The sequence below is a fragment of the Albibacterium profundi genome, assembly GCF_042159835.1.
Classification (GTDB): Bacteria; Bacteroidota; Bacteroidia; order Sphingobacteriales; family Sphingobacteriaceae; genus Albibacterium; species Albibacterium profundi.
In genome coordinates this window covers 393541-408794 of sequence record NZ_JBBVGT010000003.1, presented here as the reverse complement: position 1 = coordinate 408794, position 15254 = coordinate 393541, and the positions used below count along the sequence as shown (strand labels likewise).

Below are 15254 nucleotides of genomic sequence, written 5' to 3'. Positions count from 1 at the left end.
CGCTTGTTCCTGTCCTTTATCTTCTGTTTACCAAAGACATTGACCGTTTATGATACTCGTTAATCACGCAGCCTCAAAAGGCTACAGACATAATCGATATATAAATCGGAACTAATTTAGTCTTATAATGAAACTAATATAGAATAAATATCTTAAAAACCACAAATAAAAGAAACTAATTCATTAGGTTTTTCCAGCTTCATACAAGGGGGTTTAGATTATTGTCAAATCATGATTGATTTATAAAAAATCATAATATTGATTATCTAAAGCTCTTTATAGGTGGGGTTGTTAGGTCCGTCGTGATATAACCTTTTTAGATATAGTTTCGACTATTGTATTGTTTATTAGATCTTTCAATGGTCGCAATGGTTAAAATAAACTCTTACTTCAAAGTTTCGACTACAGCACTTTTAGATTTAAATATTAAATCTTGCCAAGTTAAAGCCAAAACATCAAGCATGCTACATTCAGATTAATAAATTAGGATCAATCTATTTGTTGGCTATATGATCTGTAGTTTTGAAACATCTGAAAAAAGATGAGTGTTTGGCTTTAAAATTTTTCTGTTATCAACTAACATCAAAGTTGGGCATTTCATTGTAATGAAAATAAAAAGAGCTAATGGAGATATTCACTAACTCTTTTTATTTTTGACGTTGATGTTTAATAGATTGAAAAATAACATACTGATGTATGGGTATCCACCCCATTAGGGGGAAAAGAGTGCCACTCTGAACTGATGATGAAATCATAAGATTGCAAATAAAGCGGTACGCCGGAATACATCGGTTGAGAATACATACCTCCCCCAGGCAATATCCAGTCAATTCTGAATTTTTTCAAGTGATCTCCCGGTTTGGGGACTATCGTTATGCCAGAAGATGTATAGGTTATCTCTATAATGGGGCCAGAGCCGCCATTGTAATGTACGGTAGGCTGAGCTAAAGCTACATTTGTTGAGCTCGACGCGGTCAATAAAAAAGTAAATACTAAAAAGAAGATTGATTTTTTCATAATAAAAGAATTTAGACTGGTTAACTTATGTGTTCGTTAATATAATACTTTTTTTGAATATATGGCAATTTCTTTTGTACTTCTGCTCCGAGTTTTTTTAAATTTATCTACTTTATTTTCTGATTGTCTTTTAACTCAACTTTCAAATTAAGCTCGAAACTGGATGTTCAGTTTAATCAAATGAACCATCCTAGATAGCTATATTCAGACATGGAGAATAATACATTTATTGATTACACTCGGTGGGCAGCATATGGAGTTTTTACTTCGCGGGCAGGTCTATTTATCTATAAGAGTGATGCACTGTCTTTATCTATAAAAAGCGTCGCATTGGGATGAGTTCTCAGGACGGTCGACGGATACCGTGTGCTTATGTCATCTTTTAGGGTGTGGAAAATTGCCCTAGCTTTATTTTTACCAGGAACAATACAGTAAATATAATCGGCATTCATAAGTGCGGGTATTGTAAGCGTTAATGCGTGTGTAGGCACCTCACCTATCGAAGCAAAACAGCCGTCGTTTACCTGTTGCTGTCTACTATCATCGTCTAGATCAACAATTTTCACAAGTTGAGAATCGCTAAAATTTGCGACATGGGGATCATTGAATGCTATGTGGTTATTTTCGCCTATCCCCATGCAAACAATATCGATCGACTTCATTTTTAATAATTCTGTATATCGTTCACATTCCCCCAAGGGGTTTTCGTTGTTACCATTTATATAGTAAACGTGGTTAAACGGCAGAAGATTAAACAGTTTTTCACGTAGAAAATTGGCAAAAGTTTGGGGATGTTTTGAGGCAAGTCCAATATATTCATCCATATGAAATGCGTTGATACGCGACCAATCCACATCCTCAGCTGCAACCAGTCCCGTCAAGAATTCATTTTGAGATGGTGCAGAAGCGAACACCATATTAACGTAGTCTTTTTCTTCTAAAAGATTTTTAATCGTTAAAATAACCGACTGAGCAGCGGCCTCCCCCATTTCGCTCCTAGTTTCGAACTCCCTAACTTGCAAACTACCTTGAAAAGTCTTGTTTATCATACTTATTTGCTTTTAACATCTATTAATAAAACAATGTTCCATCGTCAAGCCTGTGTACGTACCCGAAATTAGCGACGGAAACAAGCCCCGATTGTATTTTTAATTTTTATAAAATTGACAATTTTCTTTGGTTATGATGTCAATTGGCATAAAATATTCGCTTTCTATATCAACCTCAAACACCAACTTCTGGTAAAGAGCCCTTACCCCTCGATATGCTTGCTCCTGTGGTTTTTCACATATCAGAAAGTCGATGGTTCGGTTTTCTAAGTACTTTATATTTTCACTTAGAAAATCGTACCCGATTAAAATAATATCTTCTCTACCTATCGAAGCCAAATATTTAGCTACTTTAGATACACGCGAATTCGTAACAAAAACAAGTTTTATATCAGGGTGTTTTTTAAAAGCTGACGACATACTTTTTTGTACCGAAGGATAATCTGTTTCCGTTATACTTAGCTGGATCGGCTCTTTGATATCATGATCCTTTAAATATGCTTTAAAACCTTCTTCCTTTCGTAGAATATGATGGTCGGCTCCAATATCTTTTGAGATATTTACCAAGAGAACTTTATCATCCTTTTCTATCAGATAATTAACCAGATGAGCGACAGAGTAACCACTGTGGTATAAATTGGGGCCGAAATAGCACAAGCTCTTTTGGTTAGGAATATCCGAATTAATAAACACAAACGGGATCTTCCTTTCTTGACATATATCCGTAAATTCTATTGCTTCATCAATAAACGCAGGTGCTAATAACACCCCGTCAACTTTATCATTTAATATAATCTGGGTTTGGTTCACAAAAGACTCGCGATTATTCATATCGTAGAACAACTTTGTGATTTTAACATTATAGGGTTGTATTTCCTTTTCAGCCTGTAACACGCCTTCTAGAGGTACGCTCCAATAGTCCGTTTCTTCAGATACTTCAGGTATCAGCGTAACCAGATTTAATGTCTTACCTGAAGCTAAGCGCCTCGCCAAAAGGTTCGGTTGGTAATTGAGGTCCTTTATAATCGCTTGAATCTTAGTCTTCGTACGCTCGGATACACCGGAACGATTATGCAAAACGCGATCTACCGTTGCAATGGAGACACCCGCTCTTCTTGCGATCTCCTTGACCCCAACTAATTGTTTTTCCTTTTTACCCATTAACGTGAATACTTGTTTATAATTTGTTAAACAACACTTGGCCCTTGATTACGGTCATAAATATATTGATTTTATCGTCAAAAACGGTAATATCTGCATCTTTACCAACTGCTAATGATCCTTTCTGAGAATCAACGTTCATAATTCTAGCAGGTGTTAATGACATCATCCTAACAGCTTCAACAATCGGAACATCTGCCAATTCCATCATGGTCCTTACCAAACGATCAGCAGTTGCCACACTTCCAGCGAAAGCTGATCGATCCGGCAATTTCGCAACCCCATCCTCCACAAGCACCTTTAGACCTGTGTCTTTATTCCCAAGAATACTCTCACCGGGTGGCATTCCGGCAGCTCGCATTGCGTCGGTAATCAAGGCTATTCGGTCCGGACCTTTAATTTTATAGATTAATTTGAGCAAGGGTGCAGGCAAATGAATCCCGTCGGCAATCACCTCCACATCCATATGATCGATAAGAAATGCACTTTCAATAACACCTGCATAACGAAATGCATTCCGTCGCGTCACACCTGACATAGCTGAATAAAGATGTGTCGCTAAAGAGTAGCCCGCTTCAACAGCTTCGATCACCTCTTCATAAATCGCGTCCGTATGAGCAATCGCGGCTAAAATACCATGCTTCCCTAAATACCGCCCAAACTCTATTGCACCAGGCAGTTCAGGAGCAGCACTCCATCGGCTTATCGATCGTGATTTAGCAATAACCTCCTCATATTCGTTCGGATCGGGATTTCTGATATACTTAGGATCCTGTGCACCTCGCTGACTTAATGCAAAATAGGGTCCTTCTAAATGCATTCCGAGAAACTGGCTACCTTGCTGATTCAAGCCATTGGCTTCATCGTATATAGCCAAAGTATGCAAAAGATGCTCTTTTTCGCTCGTCAATGTCGTCGGCACCATCGAAGTAGTCCCATATCGGGCATGTGTTTCTGCGATACGTAGAAATGCATCTACACTTCCATCCATGAAATCGCGGTTACCTCCACCATGAACATGAATATCAACAAAACCAGGCGATATATAATTTCCTCCGACATCGATTACTGTCGCATCCGAGCATGTAATATCACCAGGGCTAACTTCCGCTATTTTATCATTTACGATGAGAACAGAAGCATTCGAAATAATTCGTGCTTCCGTAATTACACGGCCATTAATCAGCTTTATTTTTGACATGTTGATGCAGCAATTACTTTTGGTCGACTAAACCTTGGGTTCCCATCCCGGTTCATACTCCCGACTCCAATACTTCATTGCGTCAGGGTTATTTAGAATATGGCCATTCGACGGATCTATATCCAGTGTCCTGCCCGTCCGTTGTGCGATATTGCCCAGTTGTACCAGCAGCGTACTTTGATGTCCACCGATGATATCTGAATTTAGCTTTTCGCCGTTTTTGATAGCAGAAAAGAAATTCTGAATATGATGGGCGTCCAGCGCTTGCGACGGGTTCATTAAGTCGCCTTCCACAAAGTTGGTATCATTTTTAACCTCTTTTACCAACTTATTTTTCAAATCGAATATTTTATATTCATTTCCACCGTTGATTTGTAAAGAACCTTTTTCTCCATAGAATACAACGCCAACTGTTCCTCCGTCTGATGTGCGACCGTTACAGCTCCGGCCCTCCCAGGTAATCGTTCCTTTATCACCAAACTCCAAACCAATAGTCTGTGTATCCGGCGTTTCCCAATCGTCTTTATATCGATAACGACCACCGACTGAGGTGACCTTCGTCGGATATTCAACATCCAGCCCCCATCGAGCTAGGTCAACAAAGTGGGTTCCATTATTTAAGGCCTCACCGGTTCCCCAGTGCCAGAACCAATGCCAATTATAATGGATCAGATTATCTTGGTAATCAAGTCGTGGTGCCGGCCCCTGCCATAATTCATAGTCCAACCACGACGGCACCGACGTTTTCTTTCCAGTGCCGATCGAACCTCGGTTATTAGCATACCAGGTTCTTGCCATATAGGTTTTACCTATCGCTCCATCATGCAGTTCTTTAATAGCTGCAACTACATTCGGCCACGATCTCCGTTGGTTACCCATTTGGATAACATTCTTGTACTTTTCGACGGCCTTTACTAATAATTCACCCTCGTGTGGGTTATGGCTACACGGCTTTTCCAGATAAACATGCTTCCCCGCTGATGATGCAAGAATCGCTGCAGGCGCATGCCAATGGTCTGGCGCGGCAACAACGAGCGCATCCAAGTCTTTATCCTCAAGAGCCTTTCTAAAATCCGGTGCAGCCTTCGGTTTATTACCTTGATTTTTCGCTACTGAAGAAATACACTTCGCAGCAGCTCTTCGATCGACATCCGATATATAAATGACTTCACAGTTCTTTTGGAGTGCAAAATTGTTCCCCAAGGCTCGTCCGCGGGAATTTACGCCCATAACGGCGACCGTGACACGATCATTCGCTCCTGCAATATTTGCATAGCTTTTCGGGCTGAATCCGGGTAACACACCACCAAATGAAGCTGCAGCAGTCCCTATGGCTGCCTTCTTTAAAAAATCTCTACGGTTATCTTTCATAATTTCTAAATTGATTATTTCAAAGCTTTCTCAAATACGGAAGCTAAACTAACAGCGGAGCCTCCATTATTCTTACTTATATCTGCAGCCTCCGCAAATGCTACAATTTCAAGTGTCTCTTGTTTACTAACTGGCGGCACACCCGAATCGAAAAAATCTACGATTTGCTTCAGCAAAGGATTATAACCATCGAAAGGCCCCAATACCTGAACGCCGTTTTCGCCATAAACCGTACCTCCGTAGGCATTTTTTCCCGATCGTAACCCTCTAAAGGTTCCCACGCGCCCATCCTCCCAAACACCCACTACAACATCTGTATCTTTCGTGTGTGTACGTGTAAGCGTTTTACAACCCGTTCCCATGACCGTAAACAAAATTTCTATGCCATGAATGCCGTACCAGAGCAAATCAGGATGGGTGTCTTCCAGTTTCGCCGGACTAAAAGCATCGGCGCCTAGCACCTTACCAACTTTTCCCTGAGCTACTTCCTGAGCGCTCTTCATGTAACGAAGGGAAGAACAAGAGAAGATTGGAACATCATGCGCTTCTGCTTGATCAAATATCGCTATCGTGTCCCTTAAGGATGCAGCTATCGGTTTATCAATAAAAGTTCGTTTACCAGCTTTGAAAACGGGCAATGCCTGCTCTAGATGTACGCGACCGTCATTACTCTCTAAAAGAATAACATCTACTTTGCTGAGTAGACTTTCAATGCTATCCACAATTTCAACACCATATTGCTGAATATCTTTTATGTAACCATCAACCCGGGATACCGAGGACTCGATATCTTTACTACCCCGCGGATAGGCAGCGACAACCTTATAATCCCTATATACCGGGTCAGCTTCTTTGGCATTTAAGGTTTTAGTAAACGCAATACTGTGAGATGTATCCAATCCGATGATACCCACGCGCTTTCCACTAGCCTGCGCAGCAAATAAATCCGAAAAACCTCCCATAACACCGAGTCCTACCCCCGCAGCGGCGGACGTCTTTATAAAAGTACGGCGGTTGAATTTATTATTCATAATTATTTATTTGGGTTTACAAAAATTGTCTCTTTTCTTAGAATATAGGAACGCTTCGTGTACGTCACCGAATTTAGTTTAATTATTTTTCAATGAAGAAAATATTTCATTTTTAATGAATAAGTTATCATCGATCCGATCAACCATCCTGGTCCAATGAGTCGAGCATATCCTGCACCTCAGGTTCTACTGGCGCTTTCGAAAAAACAGCAAACCCAATATAGATTAACAAGGAGCTTAACAAAGGAGCAGACATTTCTAATGACAGAGGCACAAGCACTTCCATTTCCATAACAACATACTTGAGAATGGCAAAAGCAGCCAAGCCTCCTATAATGGAAAAGATAGCGGCGCGACTATCACTACGTCTGAATACCGGTAGCAAACCTAAAATCATCGGTATGGAAATAGGCCCCAATAATGCTGCAAACCAAGTAATCAACAAACCGATCACACCACCAAATCGTTCCGAATTAAACGCGATAACAATTGTAATCAAAATAAAACTGAAAGTCGTTGTCCGTGCAATCAGCAACATCCTTTGCGAGCTGAAATGCTTAATTCGTTTATTCACAACCGGAAGGATATCTCTCGTTATCACTGAAGAGATTGTATTAGCATCTGAGGCGGTCATGGACAAGGTATTTGAAAATAACGAAGCGATCAGTAAACCTAATAGTCCTGGTGGCAGAAACTCCATAGCCATTAGGGAATACGATTGCTCGGGATTGGCTAAATCCGGCAGAAATATCGGTGCAGCAAACATCGGAAACAGAAGAATAAGTGGCCATATCAGATACAAAAACGAGGAAAACATAGCTGCTTTCTGAGCCTCTTTACCGGATTGAGAAGAAATAAATCGCGTAGCCAAGTTCCACGTGCCGCCACTATAACTGAAAAAGTTTATCACTAAGAACGCCATAGCAAAACCAGCAGTATAAGGTGAATTAAATGGTTGAGAGTGTGCCTCTGGGAGCCGATCCCACATCGTAAATATTCCCTCTATGCCATCGCCTAATTGCAGTAAGATCATAACAAACATTACTAAGCCCGAAGCAACCTGAATGACAAAAGATGCAAGGTCATTGAGGACATCTGCCCATAAGCCGCCCAGCGTCACATAAAACAGTGTCACAATACCGGATATTACAATCCCGGTTGAAATTGGAATCCCCATAAACGCATTTAACAGGATGCCGACCGCGGCCCACTTAGCACCTACATCGAAAAGTTTAACAATGACACCGCTCCAAGCCATAATCTGTTGCGCCGGCACATTGTAACGTGTCGACAAGTATTCGGTTGGCGACTGAATGCCGGTCTTTGTACGCAGTCTAGCCCAACGCGGAGCAATGAAATAGACAGTTCCCAGCATGGCGATAGCGATCGTAAGCGCCCACCAAACGTACATCGTAAAACCGTGGGTGTACGCAATGGATGCGTAGGCAACAAAGACGGCACCGCTATAACCCGATACGTGGTGTGAAATTCCGGATAGCCACCAAGGCAACTTTCCGCCAGCGGTAAAAAAATCAGCCGAATTTTTCACTTTGGTATAGCTGTAAATTCCGATGGCAATCAATACGACGAAGAAACCGACAATAACTAAGTAGTCAACTGTTTGCATAGCGTTGTTCTGTTATGGGGGATTTGGGTTTATCGTTTAGGTGATTAATATCGGTTTGCCGCTTTGCGCGCTTTCATATACCGCTCTGACAATGGCGACCGATTTCCGACCTTCTTCGCCATTTACCAAGGGCTCCCGGTTTTCAGAAATGGCTGCCATCAAATCTTCTATTTGTTTCTGATGACCGTAAAAACCAATATCCATCGGATTAGCGACACCGCCCTTTTCAGGTCCGCCACCAGCATGCATGTCGCGTAGTTCTTGGTCTTTTTCATTTTCGTCAGCAAACTGCCACTGCACAAGGCTATTTTCTTCAATAATCGCACTACCCTTCGTTCCCATGACTTCAATTTTCTTAAAAGTACCCGGATAAACCGCCGTTGAACATTCTATTGTTCCTACCGCGCCGTTCTTAAATTTCAGGATGGCTACTGCTGTGTCTTCTACTTCAATATTTTTATGACGGACGTTGGCAACAATGGCTTGAACCGACTCTACTGGCCCCATATACCATTGCAGAATATCTACCGAGTGAATCGCTTGATTCATCAAAGCACCACCACCGTCAAACTCCCAAGTACCTCGCCAATCGGCTGAAGCATAATAAGCTTCATCTCTGCTCCATTTCACATAAGCGCTGCCCAACACCAAGCTTCCAAAACGATTTTCATCGATTGCCGTTCTAATATGTTGGCTAGCTGGGTAAAATCGAGTCGGATAAATCACAGCTACCTTCACACCTTTTTCTCTCGCCGCTTCAATGATTTCATCGCTCTTTTGCAGCGTCACCTCCAAAGGCTTCTCTATAATACAGTGTTTCCCCGCGGCTATGGCCTTCAGGGCAGGATCACGGTGCAAACCTGATGCTGTACAGATACAAACTATATGAACATCACTATTTGTTAACAAATCGTCAATAGATTCATAGGCCTTACAAGCATGCTTTTCCCCAAATGCGACCGCCTTCTCGTGGGTGCGATTGAAAACACCTACCAAACGTGCGTTGGGAATTGCTTCTATCGCCTTTGCGTGAATCTCAGCAATCGCGCCAGTTCCGATAATCGCGAAACCAAAAAAAGTATCTTTCATTTTGATTAGGTTTTATTATAATGTCTTCAGGTTTTCTATAATTAACGTTCGGTAACGTACACGAATATAAAGAAAAAAGAAACGAAATAAAAAATCGAATTGAAATTTATTTCGTTTCCTGCAAACGAATCACGTCCTATTCCCCTACGCTTTGTGTAGAAAAGCGGTATTCCGTTGTTGTTTTATACGTATCTCCCGGCTCTAAAATGATCGAAGGAAAATTGCTTTGGTTCGGCGAATCTGGGAAATGCTGCGTTTCCAAACAGAACGCAGTCCGATATTCATCGGTCGCCCCACTCTTCAACGTATTTTTTCCTTCCATGAAGTTACCACCATAAAACTGCAAGCCGGGCTCATCTGTGTAAACTTCCATAACAATTCCACTTTTGTCGCCCACAGCTTTCGCTGCCTGCTTGTAACCGTCTCCGTTTAGAACAAAGTTATGATCATAACCATCACCATTGCTCAATTGCATATCTGATTCGTCAACCCGCGCGCCGATGGCAGTAGGTTCTCTGAAATCAAAAGGCGTTCCTTCTACAGAAGCCTGATCGCCTAATGGAATCAAGGTGCTGTCGACCGGCGTAAACTGATCGGCATTAATTTGTAGAATATGGTTATTAATGGTTCCTGAGCCTTCGCCATTCAAATTAAAGAAAGCATGGCTCGTTAGGTTCACCGGCGTTCTCTGATCCGTCGTTGCTTCATAGTCAATTCTCAAGCCTTGATCTTCAGTTGCTGTATACGTGACCGTCACATCTAGGTTTCCAGGGAAACCCTCTTCGCCGTCAACCGATTTATAACGAAGCACCAAGGTTGAGTCGTTCGGTTGTTCTCCGTCCCAAACCACGTATTGGAAACCCTTCTTTCCACCGTGCAGTGCATTTGGACCATTGTTTTTAAATACAGAATACTCAACACCGTCTAGGGTAAACTGACCATTGGCTATGCGGTTGCCGACGCGACCAATCAATGCTCCTAAATAAGGCTCGGTGGCATCTGCATAAGCCTGTGGCGAATCCATACCAATCACAACATCGGTCGGATTTCCGTCCTGATCAGGCACTACTAAACCCACGATACGACCGCCATAGTTGGTAATCGCCGCCTCTAGCCCCTTCGTGTTTTTTATCACATACAGCTTGGTAGCCTTACTATCAATCGTATCTTCAAAGGATTCTTTTTCAGGAAAAAGAGCCGAATAATCCGAAGTCTCCATAGTTTCTTTTGTTTGATTTCCGCAGGAACTTAGACCTGTGACAGATACTAAAATCCCGAGCAATAAATTATTTACTTTCATAATATTAAGTGTTATTAATTTCGTTCCGCCCTACCAGTACACCGTGTAAAGAGCTACCAATATACCAATGATAATCAGTGATCCAACTGCAAAACCAGGAGAGACCTTAAACATTTTCGAGTCCACTTCAAGTCCTTTCGGATTTGTTCCTTTCCATCCGAGCTCTAACTTCGTAATAATAAACATCATGATCACGCAGATAATAAATACGAAGCCCATTCTGTCTATAAAAGGAATCTCATAGACACCTTCTGCATTTGGCACGGCAAAGCCAAATTGATATAGAAATTCCAAATCCACGAAGCTCGGCAACACCTTAAATATGATGGAAAGAATAAAGCCCCCAATCGTGGCAAATAGAGCTGCATTTGAGGTTGTTTTCTTCCAAAAGAAGCCTAATAGGAACATTGCAAATATTCCTGGTGATACAAATCCGGTATACTCCTGAATATATTGGAATCCACCTTTTTTATCGATACCCATAAACGGGGCAATGATGACAGCTAAAAAGATAGAGATGATAATGGTAATCTTACCCACATTCACCATATGTTTTTCGGAAGCATTTTTATTAAATACTTTTTTGTAAATGTCTAGAGTAAAGATCGTAGCAATACTATTCGTTTTACCAGCAAGTGAGGCAACAATCGCCGCAGTTAACGCCGCAAAAGCCAAACCTTTCAACCCGACTGGCAGTAGATTTAAAAGTACAGGATACGCTTTATCAGGATTGATCTCTCCGTCGACTAATAACTCGGTTTGGAAAGCGCCATTTTGGTAAAGGACGTAAGCGGCGATACCTGGAATTACAACGATCAAAGGCATTAATAACTTAAGGAAACCAGCAAATAGCAAACCATGACGGGCTGTTTTCAGATCCGCACCCAATGCACGTTGCGTGATATACTGATTACAGCCCCAGTAATTCAAGTTAACAATCCACATACCACCTACTAAAATCGACAGTCCCGGCAAATCAAGATAGTTTGGATGCGTCTTATCAAATATCAGATGGAAATGACTATCGGCCTGATCGGTCATGATATTAAAACCATTCAGAACTCCCGATGAGCCAAAATGCTCTGCCACAAGATCTAGAGCCAGATAGGTCGTTGCAAGACCCCCTAATATCAAGAAGAAAACTTGGATTACATCGGTGTAACCAATCACCTTCATTCCCCCAAGCGTGATGATAATGGCAAAAATTGCCAGGATAATCATACAAGCAGTTAGGTTCAATCCGGAAATTCCATTAATCGCCAGAGCGCCTAAATAAAGAATTGACGTTAGATTTACCAACACATACAACAACAACCAAAACACCGCCATAATCATACTAACCGTACTATTATAACGCTGATTCAGAAACTGAGGCATTGTATAAATCTTATTCTTGATGTATACCGGTAAAAAGAAGACGGCTACTACAATCAGCGTTGCAGCTGCCAACCATTCGTAGGCGGCAATTGCTAAGCCCATCTGAAAACCCGAACCACTCATACCGATAAATTGCTCGGCAGAAATATTCGATGCAATCAGCGAGGCGCCAATCGCCCACCAGGTCAAAGACCCCTCCGCTAGGAAGTAGTCTTTTGAATCCGCTTGCAGCTTCTTCTTTTTATAATAAATCCACAGACCGTAAAATGCTACGACCAGAAAGTAGAAGAAAAATACGGCATAGTCAATGTTGTGTAATACTTGCATTGGTTTAGGTATCTATAATTTAAGTTTTTAATTTTTATAACACTTGCCTTGTGCCATCCTCTATCGACACAAAATACACTTTCAAATTACGATCATGATCTTTTTTATAAGCCTTGCTCGTCTCTTCCACGATACGATCTACCGAATCGGAAGCGATCAGATTAATCGTACATCCACCAAAGCCTCCCCCCATCATACGAGAACCAATTACCTCCGGTCGATCTTTTACCCGGTCGACCAAGTAATCTAACTCCTCGCAACTAACTTCGTACAAGTCACGTAAACCTTCATGGGTTTCATACATCCTGCGGCCGAAGCTTTCCAAATCATCTTTCAATAAATCCTGACAAGCGTCCTGAAGGCGCTGTATTTCGCTCACTACAAAATCGCAGCGCTTGTATACCATCCGATCCACATCTTTCACATAATCATCAAGCATCTGCTTGTTTACGCGACGCAGACTGTCTACCTCCGGATGATGTTTCCGAACAAGTTCCACCCCATATTCACATTGCTGCCTCCGTTCATTATACGCGGAGGATGCCAATGAATGCTTCACGCCAGTATCAAAAAGAACAACCTGATAATTTTTAGCATTGAAAGGTATAAAATTAAATTCAAAACTTTCACAGTCTAGTTTGATTAAATGACCGGCTTTACCAAAAACACTGGCAAACTGATCCATTAAACCGCACTGTACACCTACAAAATTATTTTCAGCGGCCTGACCCAGTTTTGCAATTTCTAATGGCGATAGATTGAATTCAAAAAGTTCGTTCAGTGCAAAGGCAGTCGCACATTCCAACGCTGCCGATGAAGATAGACCCGCACCCAAAGGGATATTTCCATCGAAAACGATGTCGACGCCCTTTAACTCGCAACCCTTCTTTTGCAACTCTACAATAACCCCCAAAATATAATCCGGCCATAGCATCTCCGTTCGCACCAGTTCCTGCAATGTACATGTATACCGCATTTGATAACTTTCGGAAAAAATATTGATTTGTTGGTCTTCACGTTGAGCGATGGCAAGCACAATAGCCTTATCAATAGCAGCAGGAAGTACCAGACCATTATTGTAGTCGGTATGCTCGCCAATTAAATTAATACGGCCGGGTGATGTAAAAATATGCGGCTCAGTGCCATAAAGAGCTAAAAATCTCTTCCGCACATTTGCGACGATTTCTTCCGTCGCACTGTCATTCTCTACATTCATTTTATTTTCATGTAATCGATTACGTCACTACATAATTACAAAAAAGAAATTAAAATAAAAACCCAAACCGAAAATATTATCCGTTTTAGATAACTGACAAAGCTATGGGTGAAATTTATTATCTTGCGCTCATTAAACTACACCAATTGAAGAAACGAGTCACCATCCACGATATTGCTAAGGAATTGAACACCACGGCCGCAACCGTTTCCCGTGCTTTGAACAATAATCCGTCGATCGGTATTGCCATGAAACAGCGGGTACAAGAAATGGCAAAAAAATTGAACTACCGGCAAGACAAAATTGCCACTTCCCTACGTTCTGGCAAAACTCAAGTCATCGGTATCATTATTCCCAGTGCTAAAATCAGCTTCTTCGGATCCGTAGTCCACGGAATCGAATCGGTAGCACGCAAGCGCGGTTACCGGATCCTTCTCTTTCAAACCAATGAAAAATATACCAGTGAAAAGGAAGGAATCAACACGCTGCTCCAGTCCAACGTAGATGCCATTATTGTGTCCATATCCAAAGAGACAACAAATTATGATCACTTTCTGGAAGTAAAGGAGCAAAATATTCCGCTGATCTTATTTGACCGTACCAATGATACACTCGGCTTTCCGTCGGTGGTGATCGATGACTTTAAAGGGGCTTATCTAGCGACCACGCATCTTATCAAGCAGGGCTATAGCAATATTGCCCACATCTGCGGACAGCAACATATCAAGATATTTGAAGACCGACTGTTAGGTTATAAGTCGGCACTCAAGGACGCGGGCCTGCCGGTCAAGGACGAAAACATTGTCATGGGCGATGTCTCTATCCAATCGGGAGAAGAAGCGGCAGAAAAACTTCTGCAACTAACGAACAATCCGGATGCAATTTTTGCCGCAGAAGACTTCATGGCTTTAGGGGCCCTTCAAACCTTAAAAAAGCACAAACTTCATCAGCCCGGACAATTCGGTCTTGTTGGCTTTGCGAATGAATCGTTCGGCCAATACATTACGCCAACCCTGACTACAGTCGATCAGCGAAATATTGAAATGGGAGAAGCAACTGCTGAGTTATTTTTCTCACTTCCCTCCAAAGACCTTTATAAAGAAGGCCAAGTAGCACCGAAAATAACCCTAGAACCTGAATTAATTATCCGAGAGTCATCGAGTCGGAAATCTGACAAATAAAGCGCCCATACTCGACATCGATTGCCAAAAACCCTAACGTCTCAATCCACACTTTCGTATTAGTTAAATGTTCAGCTTTGGGGGTTTTATACGAAAAAGGCAAGATCCAACGCAAAAACGGCGTAAAAAACGTTGAAAATTCGCGAATTCTTGATCCAGTTTCAGACGGACTTTAGACGAACATTGGACGGACATCCTTCGGACATTGGTCGGTTGCACACGTATGAGCTACGTCTAACCTCCGAAGAAAGTACGACCTATCTTCGTATTTAATTCGTAGGAAATAAAAAAAGATGTCTCTTAACCT

The 15254-nt window shown here is 41.7% G+C and carries 12 protein-coding genes; 1 reads left to right on the top strand and 11 read right to left on the bottom strand.

Features of this window, described 5'->3' with window-relative positions:
- Positions 1-666 precede the first annotated feature (666 nt).
- The 11 genes from WKR92_RS13280 to galK all read right to left on the bottom strand — a co-directional run bounded on the left by WKR92_RS13280 (position 667) and on the right by galK (position 13766).
- Positions 667-1017, bottom strand: coding sequence for a hypothetical protein (locus tag WKR92_RS13280; protein WP_375558321.1), 351 nt, complete (start codon positions 1015-1017; stop codon positions 667-669).
- Between the two features lie 287 nt (positions 1018-1304).
- Positions 1305-2066, bottom strand: coding sequence for a glucosamine-6-phosphate deaminase (locus WKR92_RS13275; protein ID WP_375558320.1), 762 nt, complete (start codon positions 2064-2066; stop codon positions 1305-1307).
- A gap of 99 nt (positions 2067-2165) precedes the next feature.
- The gene (locus WKR92_RS13270; RefSeq protein WP_375558319.1) at positions 2166-3227 is read right to left on the bottom strand and encodes a LacI family DNA-binding transcriptional regulator; all 1062 of its coding nucleotides are present in this window, start codon (positions 3225-3227) and stop codon (positions 2166-2168) included.
- A 16-nt stretch (positions 3228-3243) separates the two neighbouring features.
- A complete protein-coding gene (gene nagA, locus WKR92_RS13265; RefSeq protein ID WP_375558318.1) occupies positions 3244-4428 on the bottom strand; it encodes an N-acetylglucosamine-6-phosphate deacetylase in 1185 nt (394 codons plus the stop codon).
- A gap of 27 nt (positions 4429-4455) precedes the next feature.
- Positions 4456-5799 (bottom strand): Gfo/Idh/MocA family oxidoreductase, encoded by a 1344-nt coding sequence (locus WKR92_RS13260; protein ID WP_375558317.1) that lies wholly within the window; start codon positions 5797-5799, stop codon positions 4456-4458.
- Between the two features lie 14 nt (positions 5800-5813).
- The gene (locus tag WKR92_RS13255; protein ID WP_375558316.1) at positions 5814-6830 is read right to left on the bottom strand and encodes a Gfo/Idh/MocA family protein; all 1017 of its coding nucleotides are present in this window, start codon (positions 6828-6830) and stop codon (positions 5814-5816) included.
- Between the two features lie 139 nt (positions 6831-6969).
- On the bottom strand, positions 6970-8457 hold the full coding sequence (locus tag WKR92_RS13250) for a sodium:solute symporter family protein (RefSeq protein ID WP_375558315.1): 1488 nt from the start codon (positions 8455-8457) through the stop codon (positions 6970-6972).
- 36 nt (positions 8458-8493) lie between these two features.
- Positions 8494-9546, bottom strand: coding sequence for a Gfo/Idh/MocA family protein (locus WKR92_RS13245; RefSeq protein WP_375558314.1), 1053 nt, complete (start codon positions 9544-9546; stop codon positions 8494-8496).
- 136 nt (positions 9547-9682) lie between these two features.
- Positions 9683-10846 (bottom strand): aldose epimerase family protein, encoded by a 1164-nt coding sequence (locus WKR92_RS13240; RefSeq protein ID WP_375558313.1) that lies wholly within the window; start codon positions 10844-10846, stop codon positions 9683-9685.
- 30 nt (positions 10847-10876) lie between these two features.
- The gene (locus tag WKR92_RS13235; RefSeq protein WP_375558312.1) at positions 10877-12550 is read right to left on the bottom strand and encodes a sodium/sugar symporter; all 1674 of its coding nucleotides are present in this window, start codon (positions 12548-12550) and stop codon (positions 10877-10879) included.
- Between the two features lie 34 nt (positions 12551-12584).
- Complete coding sequence (gene galK / locus WKR92_RS13230; protein WP_375558311.1) at positions 12585-13766, bottom strand: galactokinase; 1182 nt, start codon at positions 13764-13766, stop codon at positions 12585-12587.
- 104 nt (positions 13767-13870) lie between these two features.
- Between galK and WKR92_RS13225 the strand changes: the two genes are divergently transcribed.
- On the top strand, positions 13871-14947 hold the full coding sequence (locus tag WKR92_RS13225) for a LacI family DNA-binding transcriptional regulator (protein WP_375558310.1): 1077 nt from the start codon (positions 13871-13873) through the stop codon (positions 14945-14947).
- Positions 14948-15254 lie beyond the last annotated feature (307 nt).

Excerpts from the sequence above, each read along its gene's own strand:
- WKR92_RS13270 (WP_375558319.1), bottom strand. The coding sequence starts at position 3,227 with ATGGGTAAAAAGGAAAAACAATTAGTTGGGGTCAAGGAGATCGCAAGA.
- WKR92_RS13240 (WP_375558313.1), bottom strand. The coding sequence starts at position 10,846 with ATGAAAGTAAATAATTTATTGCTCGGGATTTTAGTATCTGTCACAGGT.
- WKR92_RS13245 (WP_375558314.1), bottom strand. The coding sequence starts at position 9,546 with ATGAAAGATACTTTTTTTGGTTTCGCGATTATCGGAACTGGCGCGATT.
- WKR92_RS13225 (WP_375558310.1), top strand. The coding sequence starts at position 13,871 with ATGGGTGAAATTTATTATCTTGCGCTCATTAAACTACACCAATTGAAG.
- WKR92_RS13260 (WP_375558317.1), bottom strand. The coding sequence starts at position 5,799 with ATGAAAGATAACCGTAGAGATTTTTTAAAGAAGGCAGCCATAGGGACT.
- nagA (WP_375558318.1), bottom strand. The coding sequence starts at position 4,428 with ATGTCAAAAATAAAGCTGATTAATGGCCGTGTAATTACGGAAGCACGA.
- WKR92_RS13280 (WP_375558321.1), bottom strand. The coding sequence starts at position 1,017 with ATGAAAAAATCAATCTTCTTTTTAGTATTTACTTTTTTATTGACCGCG.
- WKR92_RS13250 (WP_375558315.1), bottom strand. The coding sequence starts at position 8,457 with ATGCAAACAGTTGACTACTTAGTTATTGTCGGTTTCTTCGTCGTATTG.
- galK (WP_375558311.1), bottom strand. The coding sequence starts at position 13,766 with ATGAATGTAGAGAATGACAGTGCGACGGAAGAAATCGTCGCAAATGTG.
- WKR92_RS13235 (WP_375558312.1), bottom strand. The coding sequence starts at position 12,550 with ATGCAAGTATTACACAACATTGACTATGCCGTATTTTTCTTCTACTTT.
- WKR92_RS13275 (WP_375558320.1), bottom strand. The coding sequence starts at position 2,066 with ATGATAAACAAGACTTTTCAAGGTAGTTTGCAAGTTAGGGAGTTCGAA.
- WKR92_RS13255 (WP_375558316.1), bottom strand. The coding sequence starts at position 6,830 with ATGAATAATAAATTCAACCGCCGTACTTTTATAAAGACGTCCGCCGCT.